16 protein-coding genes and 2 tRNA genes are annotated in these 24,090 nt (G+C 35.9%); 13 read left to right on the top strand and 5 right to left on the bottom strand.

Translation table 11 applies throughout. From position 1 onward, the window contains the following. Nucleotides 1-160: 160 nt before the first annotated feature. The 4 genes from lysA to ACMGDK_RS13445 all read right to left on the bottom strand — a co-directional run bounded on the left by lysA (nucleotide 161) and on the right by ACMGDK_RS13445 (nucleotide 4,748). Nucleotides 161-1,360: a diaminopimelate decarboxylase gene (gene lysA / locus ACMGDK_RS13430; RefSeq protein WP_436808427.1), complete on the bottom strand. Its 1,200-nt coding sequence runs from the start codon at nucleotides 1,358-1,360 to the stop codon at nucleotides 161-163. A gap of 260 nt (nucleotides 1,361-1,620) precedes the next feature. Beyond that, nucleotides 1,621-2,844: a 3'-5' exonuclease gene (locus ACMGDK_RS13435; RefSeq protein ID WP_436808428.1), complete on the bottom strand. Its 1,224-nt coding sequence runs from the start codon at nucleotides 2,842-2,844 to the stop codon at nucleotides 1,621-1,623. A 117-nt stretch (nucleotides 2,845-2,961) separates the two neighbouring features. Continuing rightward, on the bottom strand, nucleotides 2,962-3,135 hold the full coding sequence (locus tag ACMGDK_RS13440; protein ID WP_436808429.1) for a hypothetical protein: 174 nt from the start codon (nucleotides 3,133-3,135) through the stop codon (nucleotides 2,962-2,964). Between the two features lie 86 nt (nucleotides 3,136-3,221). Next, a complete protein-coding gene (locus ACMGDK_RS13445; RefSeq protein WP_436808430.1) occupies nucleotides 3,222-4,748 on the bottom strand; it encodes a helicase HerA-like domain-containing protein in 1,527 nt (508 codons plus the stop codon). A gap of 359 nt (nucleotides 4,749-5,107) precedes the next feature. Here ACMGDK_RS13445 and ACMGDK_RS13450 point away from each other — a divergent pair, with 359 nt between their 5' ends. From ACMGDK_RS13450 to ACMGDK_RS13460, 3 genes are all read left to right on the top strand, one after another. After that, nucleotides 5,108-6,517, top strand: coding sequence for an MBL fold metallo-hydrolase (locus tag ACMGDK_RS13450; protein WP_436808431.1), 1,410 nt, complete (start codon nucleotides 5,108-5,110; stop codon nucleotides 6,515-6,517). 1 nt (nucleotide 6,518) lies between these two features. Then, nucleotides 6,519-6,896, top strand: coding sequence for a rhodanese-like domain-containing protein (locus tag ACMGDK_RS13455; RefSeq protein WP_436808432.1), 378 nt, complete (start codon nucleotides 6,519-6,521; stop codon nucleotides 6,894-6,896). A gap of 63 nt (nucleotides 6,897-6,959) precedes the next feature. Next, nucleotides 6,960-7,259: a thioredoxin family protein gene (locus ACMGDK_RS13460; protein ID WP_034701246.1), complete on the top strand. Its 300-nt coding sequence runs from the start codon at nucleotides 6,960-6,962 to the stop codon at nucleotides 7,257-7,259. A 59-nt stretch (nucleotides 7,260-7,318) separates the two neighbouring features. Here the strand turns inward: ACMGDK_RS13460 and ACMGDK_RS13465 are convergent, their stop codons facing one another. Next, on the bottom strand, nucleotides 7,319-8,077 hold the full coding sequence (locus tag ACMGDK_RS13465) for a nitrilase family protein (RefSeq protein WP_436808433.1): 759 nt from the start codon (nucleotides 8,075-8,077) through the stop codon (nucleotides 7,319-7,321). A gap of 105 nt (nucleotides 8,078-8,182) precedes the next feature. Between ACMGDK_RS13465 and ACMGDK_RS13470 the strand changes: the two genes are divergently transcribed. The 10 genes from ACMGDK_RS13470 to ACMGDK_RS13515 all read left to right on the top strand — a co-directional run bounded on the left by ACMGDK_RS13470 (nucleotide 8,183) and on the right by ACMGDK_RS13515 (nucleotide 23,789). Beyond that, a complete protein-coding gene (locus ACMGDK_RS13470; RefSeq protein ID WP_436808434.1) occupies nucleotides 8,183-8,623 on the top strand; it encodes a DUF6646 family protein in 441 nt (146 codons plus the stop codon). Between the two features lie 103 nt (nucleotides 8,624-8,726). Next, a complete protein-coding gene (rseP, locus tag ACMGDK_RS13475) occupies nucleotides 8,727-10,208 on the top strand; it encodes an RIP metalloprotease RseP (protein WP_436808435.1) in 1,482 nt (493 codons plus the stop codon). Between the two features lie 81 nt (nucleotides 10,209-10,289). After that, nucleotides 10,290-10,366: transfer RNA gene (locus ACMGDK_RS13480), tRNA-Asn, on the top strand. Nucleotides 10,367-10,492: 126 nt separating this feature from the next. Beyond that, complete coding sequence (locus ACMGDK_RS13485; protein ID WP_436808436.1) at nucleotides 10,493-13,654, top strand: S41 family peptidase; 3,162 nt, start codon at nucleotides 10,493-10,495, stop codon at nucleotides 13,652-13,654. Nucleotides 13,655-13,816: 162 nt separating this feature from the next. After that, the gene (locus tag ACMGDK_RS13490) at nucleotides 13,817-14,536 is read left to right on the top strand and encodes an AAA family ATPase (protein WP_436808437.1); all 720 of its coding nucleotides are present in this window, start codon (nucleotides 13,817-13,819) and stop codon (nucleotides 14,534-14,536) included. A gap of 136 nt (nucleotides 14,537-14,672) precedes the next feature. Beyond that, nucleotides 14,673-14,749 (top strand) — tRNA-Asn (locus ACMGDK_RS13495). Nucleotides 14,750-15,180: 431 nt separating this feature from the next. After that, the gene (locus ACMGDK_RS13500; protein WP_436808438.1) at nucleotides 15,181-16,008 is read left to right on the top strand and encodes a cell wall anchor protein; all 828 of its coding nucleotides are present in this window, start codon (nucleotides 15,181-15,183) and stop codon (nucleotides 16,006-16,008) included. An 8-nt stretch (nucleotides 16,009-16,016) separates the two neighbouring features. After that, nucleotides 16,017-16,487: a T9SS type A sorting domain-containing protein gene (locus tag ACMGDK_RS13505; protein ID WP_436808439.1), complete on the top strand. Its 471-nt coding sequence runs from the start codon at nucleotides 16,017-16,019 to the stop codon at nucleotides 16,485-16,487. A 10-nt stretch (nucleotides 16,488-16,497) separates the two neighbouring features. Beyond that, complete coding sequence (locus tag ACMGDK_RS13510; RefSeq protein WP_436808440.1) at nucleotides 16,498-23,172, top strand: RHS repeat-associated core domain-containing protein; 6,675 nt, start codon at nucleotides 16,498-16,500, stop codon at nucleotides 23,170-23,172. Next, a complete protein-coding gene (locus ACMGDK_RS13515) occupies nucleotides 23,169-23,789 on the top strand; it encodes a hypothetical protein (protein WP_436808441.1) in 621 nt (206 codons plus the stop codon). The genes ACMGDK_RS13510 and ACMGDK_RS13515 overlap by 4 nt, the downstream gene beginning before the upstream one ends. Nucleotides 23,790-24,090 lie beyond the last annotated feature (301 nt).

Here is a 24,090-nt window from a genome sequence, read left to right on the forward strand (position 1 = left end):
TTAGCTAATAAATTATAAAACTCTGTCTGTACAGTATTAAAATTTCAACATATTAGAATAGTCATAATCGAATGGGGAAACTTTCTATACCTGGGTTTCTGTTCTTTTCAAACAAAAAACTCCGCAAATTACTGCGGAGTTTATATAATTTTTCACTGATTTAAATCACTTCTATCTGATTTCTTAGCAGGTCTTCAAATTCATCCCTTTTACGGATCAGGTGTGCTTTTCCGTCTAAGAATAGCACTTCAGCAGGTTTTAATCTTGAATTGAAGTTTGAACTCATTTCAAAACCGTACGCTCCTGCATTATGGAAAACAAGGATATCGCCTTCTCTTACCTCATTCAGTTTTCTGTCCCAGGCAAAAGTATCGGTTTCGCAGATGTTTCCTACTACCGTGTAGATTCTTTCCGCTCCTTTTGGATTTGAAAGGTTTTCGATCTTATGGTAAGAATCATAGAACATAGGACGGATCAGATGGTTAAATCCCGAATTCACTCCAACGAAAACAGTAGCCGTCGTTTGCTTGATCACATTAGCTTTTACCAAAAGATATCCGCTTTTTCCTACTAAGAATTTTCCGGGCTCAAACCATAATTCGAACTTTCTTCCTGTAGATTTTGTGAACTCCGCCAATACTTTTTCTACTTTTTTACCTAAGGTTTTCACATCTGTTTCTTCTTCGCTGTCCTGGTAAGGGATTTTGAAGCCGCTTCCCATATCCAGATATTTAAGATTTGGGAAATGCTCGGAAAGTTCCAGCATAATATCTAATGCCTGCAGGAAAACATCCGGATCTTTGATCTCGCTTCCTGTATGCATATGGAGACCTTCCACATTAAGGTTGGTGCTTTTCATCACTCTTTCAATATGACGAACCTGATGGATAGAGATTCCGAACTTGCTGTCGATATGTCCTGTTGAAATTTTATAGTTTCCACCTGCAAAAATATGCGGGTTGATTCTTACAAGGATCGGATAAGTATTTCCGAACTTATTCCCGAACTGCTCAAGAATAGAGATATTATCAATATTAATGTGAACGCCCAGCTTCATTGCATCTTCAATTTCGGCAAGGTCTACACAGTTTGGGGTGAAAAGGATCTTTTCTTTAGGAAACCCTGCTTTAAGGCCAAGTTTTACTTCATTTATTGATACACAATCCAAAGATGCGCCCAGATTCTTGACATACTTTAAGATGTTGATGTTGGTCAACGCCTTGGCAGCATAAAAGAACTTCGTGTGTTTTAAGAAAGAAGAGGTAAGCTTCTCGTATTGGGATTTAATAGATTCAGCGTCGTAAACATACACCGGCGTGCCATATTCATTGGCAATCTGTAGCAAATCTTTTGAATTCATAATTTCATTTTAACATAAAAAAGGCAGATTCTTCCAAAAAGAGTCTGCCACATTAATTATTTTTTATGCAAGACAACTCTTTTAAATATTCCAAACCTTAGAGAACTTTACAGCTCCCTTTTTTCCAGTTTTAATTTGTTTAAAATTTTGCATTGCTTCTTTTTTATTTTTGCAAAAGTACTATTTATTTTTTATTTCAAAAAAATTCATTTGAAAAGCATCTTTTTCTGATAAAAACCTGTAAAGTATAAATTCCTCTATCATTTCGGCAATGGTAACGTCTCGAAATCACCACGAAGCAGGGCGAGCTGGAGATCGTTATGGAGATCTGTAGAAGACAAAGGCAGATCAATTTTCAGCTTTGAAATCTTACTGAGGGTCTGTATCTGTGTAAACAGTTCATAAAAACCATACGAAATTACCTTTCCGTTTTCAATGATCAGAAACAGTTTCTCACCTAATTTTCTGCCCTGACCAAGCCAGAGCTCATTTCTTTTTCTGAAATCTATTTTTTTAAGGAAAACATTGATATCATTAAATTCTTCCTGCAAACCAATAAACTGAACGGCTTTTGTTCCCTGGGTAAATGATCTGAATTTCAGGATGGGCTTTTCTGTTTTATTCAGCTTATTTTTCTCAACAATGTACTTATTATTTCTATAGTAAAGGCCAAACGGACATATTTCTCTTTTTTTGATGTTTTTAGAATTAAGGATCAGCTTTGCAATAATATCTGTTCCTGTAAGCTCATAATTGATCTGCTCAACATCTTTTTGAATCTGTTCCCACTTTTTAGACTTGGAATTGAAAACTTTTTTTGAAAATTTATTGATGTCCTGAACATAATCTGATAAAATAATTTTTCCTTCTTCATTCTGAAAATAGACAAAACCTTTCTCATTGGGAAGATCCTGGGTCAGAACTTTGATTTTATTAATATACGTTTTTGCATTGGTCTCGTCATGCTGTTTCTGGATGATCTCATTTTCAGTATCTTTTGATATTAAAAGCTTAAACAGCTCCAACGTTGCCCTTGCGTCACCTTCAGCCCTGTGATGGTTAGTCAGTGGGATACCAAGTGATTTCACCAGCTTACCTAATGAGTAACTTACTTCGTCAGGAATCATTTTTTTCGCTAAAGGAATCGTATCTAAAGTACTGGTTTGAAAGTCATAGCCAAGCCTTTTGAAAGACTGACGAAGCATTCTGTAGTCAAAATCAATATTATGCCCTACTAAAGTTGTATTTTGAGTAATTTCAATAATCCTTTTAGCTATTTCATGGAATTTCGGGGCTGTTTTCACCATTTTAGGCGTAATGTTTGTCAGCTTTTGTACAAATGGGGTAATATCACTTTCGGGGTTGACAAGGGATATAAACTGGTCAGTAATCTTCTGTCCATCATATCTGTAGATGGCTATATCTATAATGCATTCATGTCTATAACCTGCACCATTACTTTCTATATCTATAATCGAATACATTGAGTTGTAGTTATACTGCTATTTTTTTAAATTAATATTAATCATTCCGTCATCAACATCCCGAAACATAAGGTTATGACGCTTAATACATAACCTATGCCAGCTCCATAACGGCTGTTATTGCGCCTGCTGCAAATCTTTGATACTGGATAAGAATACCGCAAGGCTGATGATTGAAATCATTCTTTCAAATAGCCGATACAGCCATTTTTTATTCACCAATAAAGGCAATCCTGCTAAAATAACAAAAAAATTATCAAAAAAAGTAAAACGCGTATTGATACTGTCCATAACTAAATTTAAGACAGCAGTACCACACAATAAAAAGCTGATACTCTGTTCATAGCAGATTAGTTTTATAATAATTACTCCGATTACTATCTCCTTCTTCCGCCAAGCCCGAACATTCCCAGAATAGCTTTCGCTCCTTCACGCATCAATGTGCTGGTAAAAGTTCTTCCTGCTTTGCTTTGAAGTACCTGTTCAAACATTCCCGGCTCTTCTTTAACGGGTTTTGCCTTCTGAGCCGGTGCCGGGTTTTGAGCTGCCTGCTCCATCCTGTTTGTCAGTATTTCATAAGCCGACTCTTTGTCAACAGGCACCTCATATTTAGCTACTAAAGAAGAATTATCTGTAAGCGCTGCAATTTCAACGTCATTCAGAACATCCATTCTTGATTCCGGAGAGATCAGGTAGGTATGAACAAGAGGTGTTGGGATGCCTTTTTCATCCAAGGCGGTTACAAATGCTTCACCGATTCCCAGATTCTGAATCAGGCTTGATGCATTATAAAACTCTGTTGTCGGATAGTTTTCAACAGCTTTCGTAATCTCTTTTTTATCTTTTGCCGTAAAACCTCTCAGGGCATGCTGTATTTTCAGACCAAGCTGTGACAATACATTTTCCGGGACATCACCTGGAATCTGTGTAATAAAATAAATACCTACTCCTTTGGAACGGATCAGCTTGACCATTGTTTCGATCTGTGAAAGCAATGTTTTTGAAGATTCATCAAAAATAAGATGAGCTTCGTCTATGAAAAGCACCAGCTTAGGCTTTCCGCTGTCCCCTTCTTCAGGGAAAGTCATATAAATTTCTGCAAAAAGCGAAAGCATAAATGTAGAAAACAGCTGTGGTTTATTCTGAATTTCTGCTACTCTTAAAATATTTACCACCCCTTTTCCATCCCTGGTTTCCAGCAGGTCATTAACATCAAAGCTTAATTCTCCAAAGAAGTCAGCTGCGCCCTGCTGCTCCAGGGCAACAATAGATCTAAGGATGGCTCCTAAAGAAGCCGGAGCTATAGATCCGTAATTCGCCGCCAGCTCGGCTTTTCCCTGGGCGTTATCCGTTACATACTGCAGGACTTTTTTTAAATCATTGAGGTCAATTAGCGGAAGACCTTTATCATCACTGTATTTAAAAACAATAGACATAATACTCTGCTGAGTATCATTGAGTTCCAGAATCTTACTTAATAAAATTGGGCCAAATTCTGTAACAGTAGCTCTTAATTTCACTCCTTTTCCTCCTGAGATACTCATAAGCTCTACCGGAAAGGACTGCGGATTATAAGGAAGCTGTGTTTTGGCATATCTTTCCTCAATCGCTGGATTCATCTGCCCAACTTCTGCTATTCCTGAAAAATCGCCTTTAATATCTAAAACCAGAGAAGGAATTCCTGCATGGGAAAGCTGTTCTGCAAACACCTGAAGTGTTTTTGTTTTACCGGTTCCAGTTGCTCCTGCAATAAGACCATGACGGTTAATTGTTTTCAAAGGAATTGTAACGTTAACTTCCGGTACTACTTCCCCGTCCAGCATTCCTTTTCCCAGTATAATGTGGTCTCCTTTCGGAGTGTATTTTGCATTTAGTTCTTCAATAAATTGTGTTTTATCTGCCATCTGATCTTTTTTAACTGATAAATATAAAATTTTTTATAAAATATTCAGTCATTAAAATAATATTAATAATATCTCTAAAGCTTTTCATTCATCATTTATAAATCTAAATCGTTAAATAAAGAAGAGACGAAAAAATGTCTGCAGATAATAGCACTACATAATTATTTTCATTTTTTAAACATGATAAAAAACAGTCTGCCAAATAATGATTCTTTACTTTCTGTTTTTCATTTGAAAACAAAGGGTTTTATATCTGCCAGCCTATGAATATTGAAAGAAACTATCGTCTGAATTTAACAATTCATTCACATTTCATCTAATACTTTGTATCTTTATCTAAAATTTAAAAAAAGATCCCAATGAAAATTGAACAAATATATACGGGCTGTCTGGCTCAGGGTGCCTATTATATTGTATCAGAAAATGAAGCTGCGATTATTGATCCGCTAAGAGAGGTTAAGCCTTACCTGGATCGCCTTGACAAAGACAATGTTACTTTAAAATATATTTTCGAGACCCATTTCCATGCTGATTTTGTTTCAGGACATTTGGATCTAAGTAAAAAAACAGGAGCTCCTATTGTTTACGGACCTACTGCCCAACCTGCATTTGAGGCTATTATTGCTGAGGACAACCAGATCTTTGAGATCGGAAAAATAAAAATAAAAGTACTGCATACTCCGGGACACACAATGGAGAGCACAACCTACCTTTTAATTGACGAAAACGGAACTGAAACTGCTATTTTTACAGGAGATACTTTGTTTTTAGGTGATGTCGGAAGACCTGACCTCGCTCAAAAAGCGACTAATCTTACCCAGGAAGATCTTGCAGGAATCCTTTATGACAGCCTTCAGTCTAAAATTTTACCTTTAGACGACAGCATTACAGTATATCCCGCACACGGGGCCGGTTCAGCATGTGGAAAGAATATGCAGAAAGAAACGGTGGATATTTTGGGAAATCAGAAAAAGACCAATTACGCGCTTAATCAGCCGGATAAAGAATCCTTTATCAGAGAAGTTCTTGACGGCCTTACCGCTCCTCCGAAATACTTCGGCATGAACGTCGCCATGAATAAAGGCGGCTATGAAAGCCTGGATGTTGTAATGAACAAAGGCTTGAATCCGGTTACTGCAGAAGATTTCGAAGCATTGGCGGAAGAAAGCGGTGCTTTGATTTTAGATACGAGAAGCCCGGCGGAATTTCATAAAGGATTTATTCCGAATTCGATCAACATTGGTCTTAAGGGAGATTTTGCCCCTTGGGTAGGAAATATGATCGTGGATGTAAAACACCCAATTCTTCTTGTAAGTGATGAGGGTACTGAAGAAGAAGTAATCACAAGATTAAGCAGGGTAGGTTTTGATAATGTTTTGGGGTACCTTGACGGAAGTTTCAATACCTGGAAAAATGCTGGTAAAGAAATTGATGAGGTCAAAAGAATTTCTCCTGCAGAATTTGCAGAACAGTTTACTGAAAATGTCAAAATTATTGACGTAAGAAAATTAAGTGAGTATTCTGCTGAACATATTGACAATGCATTTAACAAGCCTTTGGATATCATCAGCGATTGGGTAAAAACCATTGATGATTCTGAACATTTCTTCCTTCACTGTGCCGGCGGATACAGAAGCATGATCGCAGCAAGCATTCTTAACTCACACGGAATCAGAAATTTTACTGAAATAGAAGGTGGCTTCAACGGCATCAAAAAGATAGAAAAATTACCTACAACAGATTTTGTTTGCCAATCAAAAACATTGTAAGATGATAAAAGAAAAGGTTGCAGGATACTTCATTGCTATTGTTTTAACGTTAACAGCTTGTAAAACAACAAGTAACAGCCTCACTCAAAAGGCTGACATCAGAGAAATGGTCAACAGTTCAGATGTCACTTTAGTCGATGTAAGAATTCCTGAACAATATCAGGCAGGAACCGCAAAAGGCGCGGTTAATATTCCTCTGGCTGAAATACAAAGCAACATTGATTCGCTTAAAGGTAAGAAAGTTGTTGTCTTCTGTAATAAAGGAATTCAGGCTGACCAGGCTATGGAGATCTTAAAGAAAAATGGTGCGGAAGCTTATGATGGTACAAGCTTGCAAAATGTAAAAGCAATCCAGGACGAGAAACATTCCGGACAATAAAATACCAAACCATTAAGGTTTATTTATTGAATCTTAATGTTTTAAAATAAAAAACCAAAAACTATGTCACAAAAGTTTCAAGAAATCATTAATTCGGAAAGACCTGTACTTATTGACTTTTTTGCCACATGGTGCCAGCCATGCAAAGTACAGTCATCAGTTTTAAATACCGTAAAGGAAAATATTGGCGAGGGCGCCAGAATTATCAAAGTAGATGTGGACCAATATCCTGCTCTTGCTGCACAATATGGTGTACGTGGAGTCCCAACTCTGGCAGTTTTTAAAAACGGAGAACTCTTATGGAAAGAAAGCGGCGTACATGATGTGAATACACTCACAGAACTGCTTAAGCAATATTCTTAAACTGTTTAGACTGAGGCTGAGATCAGAAAATGTTCTACTTTTTTATTATTGATCTCAGTCTATACTGATAAATCTATTGAAAACTTGTCCCTGTCATTCAGAAACTGGAAGTGCTGCCTGAAATCTTTTAATTCATCCATATTCAGTTCTACGGAGACTATATTTCCTGTCTTTTGTGAAATCTCCTTTCCATCTGCAAAAAAGCAATGTGAGCTTTCCTGATAAAAAAGATTATTTCCATCTGTTCCAATTCTATTTAAGCCAAAAACAAAAGCCTGATTTTCAATTGCTCTGGCCTTTAGCAGATGCTCCCAGGCTCCTACTCTCTTTTCGGGCCAATTGGCAACATAAAAAATGGCATCATAGTCATCATTATTCCTTGCAAAAACAGGAAAACGAAGATCATAGCACACCTGCAATAAAATCCTGAAGCCTTTATAATTTACAATAACTCTTTTATTCCCAGGTGTATACACTTTATCTTCTCCCGAAAAAGAAAACAGGTGTCTTTTATCATAAAAAACAGTTTCCGAGCCTGGCTGAACAAAATACATTCTGTTATAAAATTTACCATTTTCTTCTACCGGAGCACTTCCGCAAATAGCTGCACTTTTTTCTTTTGAGAGCTTTTTCAGAAATTCGAGGGATTCTTCATTTCTGTCCGAAACTTCTGCCGCATCCATACAGAAACCGGTAGAAAACATTTCCGGAAGCAGGAAAATATCAGCTTTCTGGTCTTTAAGCTGTTCTTCGATCAGTTGAAAATTTCTGTCTTTGTTTTTCCAGACAATATCTAAATTAAGTCCTGCAATTCTCATAAACTTTGTTAAATAACTTCAATAAAAATACGATTTTTCAATGATTTCGGTTCTATTTTTGATGAGGATATTTTCACTATTATCATTTTATAAAAAGTAAAGTTTATGAATAAATTGTTTTTTGTGTTGATGATTGCTTTTTTCGGTACTGCAGCTAATGCGCAGGCATACACGGGTAAAGGCGACCAAAAAGTTCAGGCAGGACTAAGCGCCTGGGGATACGGAACCGGAGTTACCGGAACCTATGATTACGGATTGAATAAACTGATATCCGTTGGGGCCGGGCTGAATGTTTATTTTGATAATTATAAAGATCATGATAAAGATAACCGTGTTTTTGTTTTCGGAAGATTGAATTTTCATCTTAATGAAGCACTTGATTTGCCTGCAAAATGGGATATTTATCCAGGTGTTGACGTAGGTGTTCTTGGAAAGGATTTTGGGATCGGAGCCCATATTGGAGCCCGTTACTTTTTCACCGAGAAAGTGGGCGTTTTTGCAGAAGTAGGCAACAACGGCAGCATAGGTGTTTCTTTCAACCTGTAGAATTCACTAAATATATGACAAAGCTTCTCATTTAGAGGGGCTTTTTTATTTGGCATAGTTTTGATAATTGTTACCTTTGCAAATTAAAATCTAAAATTTATTAATGGAATTAGCAATCAAGATTTTCCAGTTCATACTAAGTATTTCTATTTTAGTGGTTCTTCATGAGCTTGGACACTTTTTACCGGCAAAATGGTTTAAGACCAGGGCTGAGAAATTCTTCCTGTTTTTCGATCCATGGTTTTCTATCTTTTCAATGAAGAAGATCAACGGAAAATGGCAGTATAAATTTCTTTCGAAAAACCTTCCGGACACAGAAACTATTGTCGTAGACGGAAAAGAGACAGAAGTTCCTATCGATATATCAAAACTTTCAGACAACGACTGGAGAAAGCATCCTGAACAGACAAAATACGGAATCGGATGGCTTCCTTTCGGCGGTTATGTAAAAATTGCAGGGATGATTGATGAAAGTATGGATAAAGAGCAGATGAAAAAACCTGCACAATCATGGGAATTCAGATCCAAACCGGCATGGCAGAGACTGATCATCATGTTGGGTGGAGTTACTGTTAACTTTTTCCTGGCCTGGGTTATCTTTGGATGTCTATCCTATTTCAACGGTGAGACTTCTTTCGATACGACCAAAGTAAATACCCCAATGCATTATACCAATATTGCAAAAGCAATGGGTTTTGAAGATGGTGACAAGATCTTAAAAGTAGACGGAAAAGTTCAGAACAATCTGGATAAACTGTCTTTGGATATTTTATTAAGTGATCAGGTAACCGTTTTAAGAAAAGGAAAAGAGGTTACTTTTAATACAAATGATGACGGAAAAGCACTTGCTTTTAAAGATGAAAATCCCAAAGCATTCCTAACCCCAAGATATGCCCCTGTAATTGATACGATTGTAAATCCTAAAACTGCTGAAGCAGGTTTAAAAATAGGTGATCAGGTAGTTTCAGTAAACGGTCAAAAAGTTAATTATTATGACGAACTGCAAGGTGTAGTTGTAAAAAATGCAGGAAAAGCCATTAATATGGAAGTATTAAGAGCCGGCACAGTACAGCCGCTGAGTCTTGAAGTTTCTAAGGAAGGAACATTAGGAATAGCTTCTTACAAACAGCTTGAAAAGTATGTTACTACTGAGAATTTCACTATGATCCAATCCATCGGAAGAGGATTTACAAGAAGTATCGAAAGCTTAACGTATCAGGTAAAGCAGTTTAAGCTGGTATTCAACAAGAAAGTTCAGGGTTACAAGAAAGTAGGCGGTCCATTGGCGATTATCAAAAATATGCCGGTACAGAAATCTAAAGACGGAGCTGTCTCTGTTAACTGGAGCTTATTCTGGAGTTTTACAGCTATGTTTTCTGTTTGGCTGGCATTCCTAAACCTTATTCCTATTCCGGGACTTGATGGAGGACACGTTTTATTTACTTTGTGGGAGATGATTACGGGGAAACCTGTTCCTCAGAAAGTATTGGAAAATGCACAGATGATCGGGGTTATCTTCCTGTTAGGATTGATGTTGCTAATCTTCGGAAGTGATATCTTTAAAGCACTTACAGGCAGTTTATAATTTTTTTGAATTTTTTTCTAAAAAATATTTGTACGGTATAAATATTCGTCCTATATTTGCACCACTTAAAACAAAGGACATTCCTCCTTAGCTCAGTTGGTTAGAGCATCTGACTGTTAATCAGAGGGTCGCTGGTTCGAGCCCAGCAGGAGGAGCCATTAAGGACAAACACTTACAGATAATGTAGGTGTTTTTTTTGCTTTAACCTTTTCGAATCTGAGAAATCAATTATATATTAGCAATAAATTATTAACTTGAATAAGGCATAAATATCAAATTATTTCATGAAGAAAATCTTTATCTCATTATTAACAGCTTTTTCTATCATTCAGATTTCAGCACAGGAAAAGTCTTATTTTTTATCAAGTCCTTCACTTAGCCCCAACGGAGCAACAGCCTACTTCGCCTTTGGGGGAGATATCTGGAAAGTAGACTCTAATGGAGGAAACGCATCGAGAATCACGGCTTTAGATGGAGAAGAAATTAATCCGCGTATTTCTCCTGATGGAAAATGGCTGGCATTCAGCTCCAATCAGTATGGCAATTATGATGTTTACGTAATGCCTGTTGAGGGTGGAGCGATTAAACAACTCACATTCCACACCGGAAAAGATGAAATAGAAAGCTGGGGATGGGACAGCAAAACTCTTTATTTTACTTCAAACAGGAATAATAATTTTGGAAGTTTTAAAACGACCATTGATGGAAAAACGCCACAAAAGCTTTTTAACAATTACTTTAATAACACCAGCGGCATCACCGAAACTCCAGCGGGAGAATATCTTTTCACCAATTCTTCAGAAGCCGCCAACCAGACACACCGTAAGCAATACAAAGGAGAAAACAATCCTGACATTTTAGGATACAGCCCACAGAATAACTCTTTCAGACAATACACGAATTATGAGGGAAAAGATTTTAACCCAAGTGTAGATAAAAATGGCAGTGTTTATTTTATCTCCGATGAGAACAATAATGAATACAACCTTTATCAAATTGAAAACGGTAAAAAAATACCGCTTACTCAGTTTGACACTTCTATTAAAAAACCTTTTGTTTCAGCAAACGGTTCCAAAGTTATATTTGAAAAAGACTACCAGCTTTATATTTACGACGTAGCCGCAAAAAATACGAAAGTTCTTGATATCAGCCTCAATACCAATAAAATCCTGGAAAAAGAGCAAAATTTCAGTGTAGAAAATAACATTTCATATTATGATGTTTCGCCGGATGGTAAAAAGATCGCTTTTGTAAGCCGCGGTGTTCTCTTCGTTTCTGATATTGAAGGAAAATTCACACAAAAAATTTCCGATGGAAAAGAGCGGGTAATGGAAGTAAAGTGGCTGAAAGACAATCGCACACTGCTTTTTAACCAGACCGACAAAGGTTATCAAAACTGGTTTAGCATTGCTGCAGACGGAAAAAACCAACCCAAACAGCTTACTCATGATTTACGCAACAACCGTAATATAACCCTTAATACTGATCTTTCAAAAGCAGTTTACTTAAGCGGCCGTGATGAAGTAAGGATAATGGATCTGAAAGGCTTTAACTCTACAACTATTGTAAAAGATGAAATCTGGGCTTTCCAAAATTCAAAACCTTCTTTTTCGCCTAATAACGAATATGTATTGTTCTCAGCAAAAAGGAATTTCGAACTGGATATTTTAATTTATAACATCAAAAAAAGCCAGACTATAAACCTTACCAATACCGGTGTTTCGGAGGAAGACCCTTTCTGGTCTCCCAATGGCAAATATATTTACTTCAGCAGCGACAGAACCAATCCCTCGTACCCTTTAGGAATGCAAAAATCCAATATTTACCGGATGGCCCTTGACTGGTTTGACGAACCCTATAAATCTGAAAAATTCGACAAGCTTTTTATTGAAGAACAAAAATCCTCTGAAAAAACAAAGGATAAGAAAGAGAAAAAAGACGAAAATAAGGACAAAAAGAAAGAAAAAGAGCCTGTTATAAAGGAACTAAAAGTTGACCCGGAAAACACTCTGGAAAGAATCGAATTGGTTACTGACAGATATGGATACCAGGATAATCCTACAGTTTTTGCAGACGACAAGAAAGAAACCCTATTGTTCAATTCTAATCAGGACAATGGGAAAAAACAGTTATTCAAAAAAGTGTTTATTGATTTTGAGCCCGCAAAATCCGAGAAAGTCTTCGATAAAGAGGCATCTCTTATCAACAAAATTGAAAAAAATCTTTTTGCACTAATCGAAGGCAATATTTATAAAATGACACTGGATGCATTAAAGCCGGAAAAAATAAATATTCAGCATGCTTTTGATAAGGATCTGGCTTCCGAATTCACTCAAATGTACAATGAAGCCTGGACAGGTGTTGATGAAAACTTCTATGATGAAAACTTTCACGGGATCAACTGGAAAGCGAAAAAAGAACAATATGCAAAATATCTTCCGTATGTAAATAACAGAAATGATCTGCGAATTCTATTAAATGATCTTTTGGGTGAACTTAATTCTTCACACACAGGGTTTTCCTCTTCAGGAAAAGAAGAAACCAGATACCTGAACTACTTTACAAATGAAACCGGAATTGTATTTAAAACAGATCAGCCCTATACAGTAGAAAGCATTGTACGGAAATCTCCGGCATTCCGCTCCGGTGTTGATGTTAAACCCGGTGATCAGCTGATTGCCGTAAACGGGAAAAAAATTGATCCTCTTGAAAACCGTGAAGCTTATTTCACAAGTCCAAAAAAACAGGATGAGCTTATTCTTACTTTCAGTCGCAACGGAAAAAATATAACTACAAAAGTGCACCCGATTTCAAATATAGATTTAAAAGTGCTGCTTTACGATGATTGGATATTCAATAATCGCCAACGCGTCAATAAGCTTAGCGATAATCGCATTGCTTATTCATACATGAAAAACATGTCAAGTGATGAGCTGGACCGTTTCCTTCTTGATATGGTAGAACAGGAAAACAAAAAAGACGCTGTTATTCTCGATCTACGGTATAACACTGGCGGAAATGTACATGATAAAGTATTGAATTTCCTTGCTCAAAAACCTTATCTGCAATGGAAATACCGTGAAGGAAAAATGACTACACAGCCAAACTTTGCCCCTGCCGGGAAACCTATCGTCCTGCTGATTAATGAAGCCTCACTAAGTGACGCTGAAATGACCGCAGCTGGCTTTAAAGCTCTCAAGCTAGGGAAAATTATCGGGCAGGATACCTATCGCTGGATTATCTTCACTTCAGGAAAAAGCCTTGTGGACGGCTCTTTTTACAGGCTTCCTTCCTGGGGAACCTATACCCTTGATGGACAGAATCTTGAAAAGACAGGTGTGAAACCGGATATCTATGTTAAAAACACCTTCATAGACCGACAGCAGGGTAATGATCCCCAACTGGAACGGGCTGTTCAGGAAATATTAAAAGACTTAAAGAAATAAAACCACAACTCCATTCGGATTTGGCAAGATTATCTAACTGCTGATTAAAGTTCACTGGCTTGAGTGGGAGAAGTAAAAAAAGACTTACAGAAATGTAGGTCTTTTTTATTTGCATACCTTTTGATGGATGTGAATTGACAATATGCAAATAAAATAATCAAGATGCCTTACTTATCCCGGATTTATTTAAAAGACAATCATCCTGAAGGTTTTCCTTTCAACCTTCCTTTTCTCAACAATGGTTTAGATTTAAAACTCAAAAGTAATGTCACTTTTTTCGTTGGCGAAAACGGCATCGGTAAGTCTACATTACTGGAAGCCATTGCAGAAAAGTGTGATTTCAATGTATCCGGAGGCAGCAGAAACCACAACTACAATTTCCACAAAACCGAATCAGAGCTTTCCGAATATCTTACATTGTCTTGGAAAACTAAAACCGGTCAGGGATTTTTCATGAGAGCTGAAAGCTTTTTCAATTTTGCAACTTATATAGATGAAGTTGCCAAAGAAGACAGAAGAGTTTTGAATGCCTACGGAGGGAAATCCTTGCATCAGCAATCCCACGGCGAAGCTTTTCTTGCATTATTTCACAATCATTTCCAAAATGGTCTTTACATTCTCGACGAGCCGGAGTCTGCACTTTCTCCACAAAGACAATTATCGTTATTATCCGTCATTCACAAATTGGAAAAAGCAGGAAAGGCCCAATTCATTATTTCCAGCCACTCCCCAATTCTGATGAGCTATCCGGGTGCAGAAATTTATTTACTGGATGACAAAATTCAACAGACCAGTTACAGAGAAACAGAGCATTATCAGCTAACAAAGAATTTTTTAGAATCCCCCGAACTCTATTTCCGACACTTATTTGAAGATGATTAAAGTTAATCTAAAAATCTTCTGAAATATTTCTTACTGAAATTCAACATTTTTAGTCAAAAACCATCGTGAATCGGGGATAAAATTTGCCTGATATTAATATTCCTTTTATATTTGCAACACCTTAAACAGAGAAAATTCCTCCTTAGCTCAGTTGGTTAGAGCATCTGACTGTTAATCAGAGGGTCGCTGGTTCGAGCCCAGCAGGAGGAGCCACTGAAAACCAAGCACTTACAATAACGTAGGCGCTTTTATTTTTTACATAGGTCACGGTATAGGTCAAGTTTCAAAGTAAATAAAAGTCAATTTTACGCTCGGAAATAATGTCCGTTGACTCAAAGTAATCATACATAATATTTCTTGCCGTGGCTTCCCAATCTATTACTACAAAACTTGGGAGATTGAACGGTATATCATTTTCATATAGATATTCCACGAACTCAATATCATTTGCAAACTCACCGCAGTAAAAATTATTTGCATACTCATAAGCACTTTGAAAATTAATTTGTAATACGATATTTAGAATTGATCTAAAACACTAAAGATGAGAAGATTCAGATTAAATTTATTGAATAAATCTTTTCACTGTGAGTAAAAAAGAATACTTTTGCAAAAAATTAAAAATTACATTTTAACATATTATCATGAAACAAAAATTATTTTCGTTAGCCTTATTGGCTTCATCATTTACATTTGCACAAACATGGAATACTACAGGTAATTCAGGAACAACACCCACAGATAACTTTATTGGGACAATAGATGATAAGGAACTTGTTTTTAAAACAAACAATACAGAAAGATTAAGAATTTTCGCAGGTCCCTATGCTAATGGTATGGTGATAGGAAATGTTACTGCAACAGGTACCTCAAGAGGAAGATTGGAAATAGCAAGCGTGCTTTGTAATGGTTGTGCTTCTCCTTGGGCTGTACCTTCAGATATTGTCATAAGAACTCTGGGAAGCAGAAATATGGAATTTCATATGCCCAATAACAATGCTGTTGATCCCAATTCTGATGTAAGTACACCAAATTCATCAGGAATTACAAAAATAAAATTCACTGATTCCGTTCATAAAAGTAGCTTCACTATATTCAATACCGGAAAAGTAACCGTAGGTACTGACCAATATGATAATGATCCTAATTTTATTTTTTATGTAAAAAAGGGAATTAAGGCAGAACAGGTTAAGGTAGAAAACCCTGCTACTAATGGCTGGGCAGATTATGTATTCAAAAAAGATTATAAACTCTGTACTTTAGATGAAGTTGAAAAGCACATTCAGGAGAAAGGACATTTACCTAATATCCCATCAGCAAAGGAAGTAGAAAAAGAAGGAATTAATCTTGGTGAAATGGATGCGAAGCTTCTTGAAAAAATAGAAGAGCTAACACTATATTCCATTGAACAAAATAAACAAATACAGGAATTGAAGCAACAGGTTCAACAGCTTTTAAATGCTAAAAAATAACACTACTAATGAAAAAGAAATTACTTTCTATATTCTCTCTGTTAATTGGTTTCTTTGGTTTTTCCCAGACCGAAGTATATTTTAAATATGACGAAGCTGGAAACCAAAGATACAGGGGAACCAACTCAGCAGGTAAAACAACACAGGAACCAGCAAAAACAGAATCTAAAACAGTTGGTGTAACCCAAGTTCAGTCTCAAATGATGGACGAAGCTACTTTCTGGAAACAAATAAGACTGTATCCAGTTCCAGTAAACGATGTATTAACAATTGACTGGACAGAAGAAGTGGACGGACTTATCGAATCTGTTTCATTATATCAGCACAGTACTGTACACTGGAAATTCCAGCAACAAAATATCCCTAACCTTAATAAGCAATTAAAAATTAACATGACAGGCTATGAATGGGGTGTTTATGTGGTACGCTTTACATTAAAAGACGGAAGGGTTTTCAGTAAAAACATTACCAAAAGATAAAAACGCAAACATGAAATTTTACGACAAGAAAATACAACTATTTTCATCATTTATACTGTCCTTATGTTCAGTATTGGGCTTTTCGCAGACCATACTGTACCAGGCAGAAAGTACCACACGAACGGTTCAGGATCCGCAGACGGTTATTTTAACTGAAGGATTCCATGCAAAATCGGATGTTTCCAATCCGTTTATAGCTAAAATTGGACCTGCAACAGAAAATCCGGGAGGAGGACCCGTGGATTCCGGAGCTGGCGCAGGTAATCCTTCTGGTACTACAGCCCCGACAGGGCAAAGTTTCCATGATACCAAAGGAAATATTGAAGTAACAGGAGCAGGACAATTACAATTTACATTACCGATTGATCTGCCACAGGGTATTAAAAATGTTTCTCCCAATATGAGCTTAATCTATCTGAGTAATTCCGGAAATGGAATTTCAGGTTTTGGCTGGACAATCTCGGGGATCACTACTATCTCAAGAAGTGGAAAGAATATTGAGAAAGATGGAGAGTTAACCAGTGTAAAATTAGACTATTCAGACTATTATAGTTTTAACGGACAACGATTAATTTTAAAATCAGGAGAATATGGTAAAGATGGTGCAGAATATGTAACTGAAAAGTATTCAAATATCAAAATAAAATCAGTTGGGGCGATCACAGGACAGGCATGGCAAGGTCCCGAATACTGGGAGGTAACTTTTGAAGATGGCTCTCAGGCTTGGTATGGTGGTACTACTCCGGGAGCAAGTTTAGCCAGAACACCCATAGAATACAATATTGTTAAATGGAGAGATGCTCAGGGAAATTATATTGTGTATAACTATGTACAGACTGCATCTAAAAATGTAGCTTCAGTTTCCAGCATTAAATGGGGAAGTAATGAAACTTTAAACATTCCAGCAATCAATGAAGTCACATTTAATTATATGCCTAGAACTCTATCTGAGCAGTATTATGTTGCTGGAGTTGCATTGATTCAGGACAGGATATTGGATAATGTTGTTGTTAAAACGAACAACAATTCCTATAAAAAATATACTATTGAGTATAGCAACAATGGTACAAGCTATCAGTTTGTCAATAAAATTACGGAATACAATGCTGAGGAAGCTGCTGCTAATCCTATAGCATTCGAATACCCCCAGCCAGTTCCTTCTTCGGTAGACTTGGATTATTTACCCAATAGTGATCCATTTAGTGGTGTAAAGCTGACAGGAGACCTCAACGGGGATTCCTATATCGATTTTGTCATGTCAAATGGTACTGTGAAATTGGGAGCATTTAATAATGACACTTTTACGACCATTACCACCAATAAATATTTTGAAACTAATGCAAAAGTAGTGAGTACATTACTTGACGAAGAAGGACAAATCTATAATGGGAACGGGATTGTGCAGTTTGAGGGAGGTAAAATTGTAGGCTATATTTTTAGAGATAATACTTTTGTGAAGGTATTTGAAAAATTAGTGTATATAGATCCGAATTGTACTTATCAAGGAGGAGGTGTAGGCTGTCGTGTAGAAGTAAAATCTTTGAATGAAGGAGATCTCAATGGGGATGGTATTTCTGATATATTCCTAAATTTAGACCAAGAAATGTGCCAGTTTGAACCAATACCAGGATGCAATGATTTAAAGCAAACATCTACTTCTGATGGTGAGACCAGTAGACCCCCTTTATGCCATGAGTTGAAGTGCCATACATATTCAATAGGAAGTTTTATTGTAGATTTAAAAAATCCAAATAATCCGATTGCCACTTATACTGTAGATACAGGAATTAATGAAAGTACCCTTTATAACCAGCAATATATGGATATAGATGGAGACGGAAAGGTGGAGATCATCAATGTCTCCAATAATGATTACAAAGTATTTGAATTTGTAAAAACGGCTCCGAATCAATATCTCAAAAAGATTAGATTTACAAGCAGTTTAGTTGAAACCAAAGATCCGGAGTTTCCTGTATTATTTGGTGATTTTAATGGTGACGGTAAATTAGACTTTACCATTCCTGTAACAGATACAGCTATTGGTAAACCAGATAACTGGAGATTCTATATAGGAACGGGGACAGGATTCAATAACTTTCTTAAAATAGAATTTTTCTCTTATAGAAAACGTCAGACAGAGACTACCAGTAATTATAATAAATTTGCAAAACAGTATTTCTTTTCCATCGCTGATATGAATAAGGATGGTAAATCTGATGTGATTCAGGTTTTCTCCTATAATCAGGTTAATCCTTATAGTGCGCAAGGATACAGAGATTTTGGATACGTTATAAGTACGAAACTGGCTAATGGTGCAGCTTCTGACGGTACGCTGAATTTCCAACCTATACCATCCTTTGTAAGTCCCACTTATGGGGTGCAGGATATACAGGATTTAACATTATTCACACCATTAACAAACCCAATAAAGGCAAACAATAACTATTATAATGTATTTTTATATTGGAAACAGCACTTACATAGAATAAAAGCACCATCTCCTCTTTCAGAATTGGCAAGAATCAAATCTATTAACCAGGGAAATGGCAGTATTATAACGGGAATTAGTTACGCGGAAGCGGTTTCTAATGGAACCAATATTTATAAGAAAGTTAAGAAAGAGCTTTATCCATATTTTTCATTAGAAAGAGTGGACCAGACATTCGTTGTTTCTCAACTTCAGCAGGTAGGCAGAAAGCAGGATTTCCGATACAGAGGAATGACAGGGCATTTGCAAGGAAGGGGAAGTATTGGGTATCAACAAATGGCTCGATCTTCATGGTATGCAGATGGTTTTGAAAACACGAAAATATGGAGTGGTGTTGAAATAGATGCTCAAAAGTTCGGTCAGCCTGTCAAAGAATGGTCAATCAGAACTAATGATGAAAACCTGATCTTTCCAACAGACTTATCAGTCAATAATACTCAATTATTATCATTTAAGCAGAGTAATTATTCTATTCAACAATTGCCCAACAAAGTTGATGTAATTCTTCCTGAAACCATTATTGAAAAAGATTTCTTAAAAAACATTACTTTAACAAAATCGGTAACTTATGACAATTACTATTTGCCAGCTTCAACCCAGCTTAATGTCAATAATAATTTTTCAACGATAAATACCACTTTTGAATACATTCATAATCTGGCAGGCACAGGTTCTAATTACTATATTGGTCGCCCCAAATCTAAAACTACCGTAAATCAAGCCTATGGTGATACAAAGTCTGCAAAAGAAGAATATGTATATGAAAGTAACCTTTTAAAAACGCTTAAAACATGGAACCGGGATAATACAGGATACTTACAGGAAACCTATAATTATGATGGTTTTGGAAATATTACTCAAAAAGTTATCAGTAACAGTATAGACTCTCAAACTCAAACAAGCACGTCTAAATATGAGCCTACTGGAAGATTTGTTGAAAAAAACACTGATAATCTTGGACTGATAACTAGCTATACATACAATGATAGGGGGCAAATCCTTACCAAAACTGATCCGTTGGACAATAAGCTTACCAATACCTATGATGGTTGGGGTAAACTTTTAACCTCCAAAACTAATTTAGGAGGTACAACCACTTATAAATATGATAGAGATACTCAATCCAATATTATTGTTACCCAATATGATCCGGATGGTGATATAGCGAAAAAATTCACCAATAAATTAGGGCAAGAGTATAAAGCCTCTACCAAAGCATTTGGACAGGGGCAATTTGTATCTCAGGAAACCCAATATGATGTTTTAGGTAGGAAAACGAAAGAGAGTGAACCTTATTTTGAAGGTGGAAATATAAGCCAATGGAACGTCATCGCCTATAATGATACTTTTTATCCCGCTAAGATAACAGCAACTGCATTAGCAACATTAAATAATACCGGAGAAATATCTTCATTCTTGGGCAAGCAAATAGAAACTGTTGCTTCTGGAAATACCATCTCTATAACAGAAATTAACGGATATGCAAGAACAAATAGTAAAACCACTGATGCTTTAAATAATGTTATCTCCAGTACAGATAAGGGGGGAACAGTCAATTTCTATTACAATGCTGTGGGAGAACAGATAAAGGCACAATATGCTGAAAATATAGTTACTACTAAATATGATTCTTGGGGAAGAAAATCAGAATTCAATGACCCGTCTAACGGGTTGTATAAATATGAATATGATCCTTTTGGACAATCTAAAAAAATCATCAGCCCGAAAGGAACTAAACAATACACTTACAATAATTTAGGTCAGCTTATTTCGCATACAGAAATCTCCACAACAGATGGCGGACAGGCAACTAATAAGATAATTTCCTATTCTTATGATAACAAAGGTAGGGTAGTTTCAAAAGCCGGAACCTCCAAAGGAAAATCTTATAGCTCAAATGTTTCCTATGATCCGCAGGGAAGATTATTATCTTCGTCTGAAAGCAGTAATGGGAAATATTTTATACGAAAAGGTATTACGTATGATGACAAAGGCAGAGTGATTTCTTACGAAAAACAGTTATATTCTTCTGGTATTTTGACTAAAGTACAGCTAGAAAATGTATATAGTGCCTGGAATGGAGAACTTTATCAGGTAAAAGATAAAAACTCAGGGAAAGTTTTATGGGAACTTAAAGAGACCAATGTTAAAGGTCAGGTTGTAAGAGCCAAATTAGGAGCATCAGATATTAATAATACATACAATGATGCAACTGGTTTCTTAACAGAAATCAAACATATTTCTCCTGTACAAAGTATTCTAAATATCCAGTATACTTTCAATGCTGTAAAAAATGAATTGAATCTTAGAAAAACATTAGGGAATTTCAATATTATTGAATCATTTAATTATGATAATAATAATAGATTAATTAGCTGGACAAATCCTAAAACGGGACAGCTTTCGAAAAATACGTATGACATTAAAGGTAGAATTCTGGAAAATGATCAGGTAGGAACGATGAAGTATGAAAATCCTGCCAAGATCTATCAACCGACCGGAATGACCCTGAATGCCGTAGGAACTCAGAATTATAATAATGACCTGATCCAAAGCATAGCCTACAACGAGAATAACGATCCTGTCTTCATTGATGGCGAGAAAGGAGATGTAGCTTTTCAGTACGGATTGACTAGCATGAGGCAAAAAGTAAGCTATGGAGGAAATTTTGATCCTGACCAGGAAGGTAAATTTACTAAGTTCTACAGTGAAGACGGAAGTTTTGAAATCGTAAAAGACAATATAACTGGCAAGGAAAAACATGTTCTTTATATTGGCGGGAGCCCATATGAAAGCAGTATAATTTATCTTAAAAATTATAATGAACCAGCTGGTTCCTACAAATTCTTACATAAAGATTATCTAGGAAGCATCCTAGCCATTAGCGATGAAGCAGGAAACAAACTGGAGCAAAGGCATTTTGATGCCTGGGGTAATTTTACTCATCTTCAAATAGGAAATGGAGCGATTATCACCGATAAAAATATAATTAACAACACTTCGTTATTATTGGAAAGGGGATATACAAGCCACGAACATTTTGCAGAAGTTGGAATCATCCACATGAATGGTAGGTTATACGATCCACTGTTAAGAAGATTCTTAAATGCTGATGAAAATATTCAGGATGCTACCAATACCCAAAACTATAATAAATATGGGTATGTAATGAACAATCCTTTGATGTTTAATGATCCTAATGGAGAATGTTTTGTACCTTTATTTGGTGTACTAGTGGCATCATGGGTCGCAGGAGCTGTTGTAGGAACGATGGTAGCCGCAGGAATGTTCATTCTTAAATCTTTAGTAAATAATACATGGTCTTGGGGTGGTTTTGCAAGAAGCTTGCTTTTAGGAGCCGTCACAGGTGCTGCTACAGGAGGGCTCACCGGAGGAATGTCCGCCAGTGGCTTCCAAGGAGCTGTTATTGTGGGTAGTATGAATGGTGCTATTTCCGGAGGTGTGGATGCTTTGTTTAATAAAGAGAATTTTTTTACAGGAATGTATCGAGGAGCTATCTTTGGTGCTGCTACTGCTGGAATCGTAAGTGGAATTAGCTGGGTTGTCAACAAATTAAGTAACTCATACCAATATAGAATTAGCGAAATGTTGGTGAGTGATGATAATACATTGAATGGAACTACAAAAGCTGAATTTAATATTAATACAGTAAAAGATGTAGCAAATACTCCTCGTTATAAAAATCAATTTATTGATGGTAGTTGGCAAATAGTAGATGAAACCAGTGATTTAAGTAAAAATTTAATTTCAAATGGTTATACTTTTGATAGTAGCTCTGGTTTATTAGATGGTCCTAGAGGACAAGCTTGGGGAGTGACAGAAAGTCTTACTCATAAAGGTAAACTGGTTTGGCAAAGAATCTGGCTTCCTAAAGGAACGTTTGTAAGTTTAGAACAGTTAGATCTAACAATGGGACATGAGATTTTTCACTCCATTTTAAATAATGCTTATCTTTTTGATCAGTACACTTTGGATGGTGTTAATAAAAAGCATTTTGTCCATGAACATTTTACAGCAAAATGGGAACAAGCATACGTGAAATTTAGAAATTGGACTAAATTAAATTTGAATGTAATGAACCTAGATGATGCTGTTTTGAACGATGTAGGTATGAAAGGCTTAATAAATAAGATTACTCCCATTTTTAACAATTATATAAAAAGTACATTAAAATGAAAAAAAATCTTTTAATGATTTTCTTTGTATTTATTTCATGCAAAGAAAAAAATAAAATAGACTTTCTATTAAATTATAAGGCTGATAAAAAGCATATCAATTTACATTTTGAAAATAATACCAATAATGATTTAGTATTTTTAATTCCAAATACACTTGCTTTCGGAGACAAAAATTATCCTTTTTCACCATCAACATTTGGTACAAGAGAAAGCGATTTTCCTATCACTGTTTATGCAGAAATTAATAAAGATCAAGAAAATAAATATTATCAGAAAAAATTAGATAGTGTTTTTAATCAATATGTAATTAAAAATGAACTTTCAATAGATAGTAAACATGAAAAAGAAAACAATGTTGTATTAATAAAAAGTAAAAGTAGCTTAAGCATAAAGTATAAACTATTTGTTAAAAAGAATTTTGGCAATAATTCATATTCTAGTCGTTTTAAACAAAATTATCCCGTCTATGATGAGGTTATTAAAGGTGGTTATGCTGGTTCAGAATATGTACAAAGGTTTTCAAAGCTTAATTTTGGTAAAGCAAAGTTTGTGGCACAACCAGTAATAGAAGATAGTTTATTTCTAAGGCTATCTGAAAAAGATATTACTGATTAAATAAAGTTATTCTCATTTTTGAAGTAAAAAATTTATACTTCGTAATACACTAACTTTAATATTTTTAAATTCCTGCGACAAATGTTGCAGGAATTTTTTATTGCATTTTAGTATATAGAGATTATAACATCCCGAAATGTTTATGAAAATACTGTTGTATGGAGAAAAATTTTTTTGGAAAAAAAATCTGAAAAAAAATTCGACAACCTTTATTTTCATGTATTTCCCCCTATCCTCCAACCCCCACGAGTTCTCAGGAGAGAAGTACCCGCCCCACCAGTAATGATATAAGAAAATTTTC

This window comes from Chryseobacterium hilariae (assembly GCF_051400735.1).
Classification (GTDB): Bacteria; Bacteroidota; Bacteroidia; order Flavobacteriales; family Weeksellaceae; genus Chryseobacterium.

Coding starts and splice junctions, on each gene's coding strand:
- lysA (WP_436808427.1), bottom strand. CDS start 1,360: ATGAATTCAAAAGATTTGCTACAGATTGCCAATGAATATGGCACGCCG.
- ACMGDK_RS13435 (WP_436808428.1), bottom strand. CDS start 2,844: ATGTATTCGATTATAGATATAGAAAGTAATGGTGCAGGTTATAGACAT.
- ACMGDK_RS13440 (WP_436808429.1), bottom strand. CDS start 3,135: ATGGACAGTATCAATACGCGTTTTACTTTTTTTGATAATTTTTTTGTT.
- ACMGDK_RS13445 (WP_436808430.1), bottom strand. CDS start 4,748: ATGGCAGATAAAACACAATTTATTGAAGAACTAAATGCAAAATACACT.
- ACMGDK_RS13450 (WP_436808431.1), top strand. CDS start 5,108: ATGAAAATTGAACAAATATATACGGGCTGTCTGGCTCAGGGTGCCTAT.
- ACMGDK_RS13455 (WP_436808432.1), top strand. CDS start 6,519: ATGATAAAAGAAAAGGTTGCAGGATACTTCATTGCTATTGTTTTAACG.
- ACMGDK_RS13460 (WP_034701246.1), top strand. CDS start 6,960: ATGTCACAAAAGTTTCAAGAAATCATTAATTCGGAAAGACCTGTACTT.
- ACMGDK_RS13465 (WP_436808433.1), bottom strand. CDS start 8,077: ATGAGAATTGCAGGACTTAATTTAGATATTGTCTGGAAAAACAAAGAC.
- ACMGDK_RS13470 (WP_436808434.1), top strand. CDS start 8,183: ATGAATAAATTGTTTTTTGTGTTGATGATTGCTTTTTTCGGTACTGCA.
- rseP (WP_436808435.1), top strand. CDS start 8,727: ATGGAATTAGCAATCAAGATTTTCCAGTTCATACTAAGTATTTCTATT.
- ACMGDK_RS13485 (WP_436808436.1), top strand. CDS start 10,493: ATGAAGAAAATCTTTATCTCATTATTAACAGCTTTTTCTATCATTCAG.
- ACMGDK_RS13490 (WP_436808437.1), top strand. CDS start 13,817: ATGCCTTACTTATCCCGGATTTATTTAAAAGACAATCATCCTGAAGGT.
- ACMGDK_RS13500 (WP_436808438.1), top strand. CDS start 15,181: ATGAAACAAAAATTATTTTCGTTAGCCTTATTGGCTTCATCATTTACA.
- ACMGDK_RS13505 (WP_436808439.1), top strand. CDS start 16,017: ATGAAAAAGAAATTACTTTCTATATTCTCTCTGTTAATTGGTTTCTTT.
- ACMGDK_RS13510 (WP_436808440.1), top strand. CDS start 16,498: ATGAAATTTTACGACAAGAAAATACAACTATTTTCATCATTTATACTG.
- ACMGDK_RS13515 (WP_436808441.1), top strand. CDS start 23,169: ATGAAAAAAAATCTTTTAATGATTTTCTTTGTATTTATTTCATGCAAA.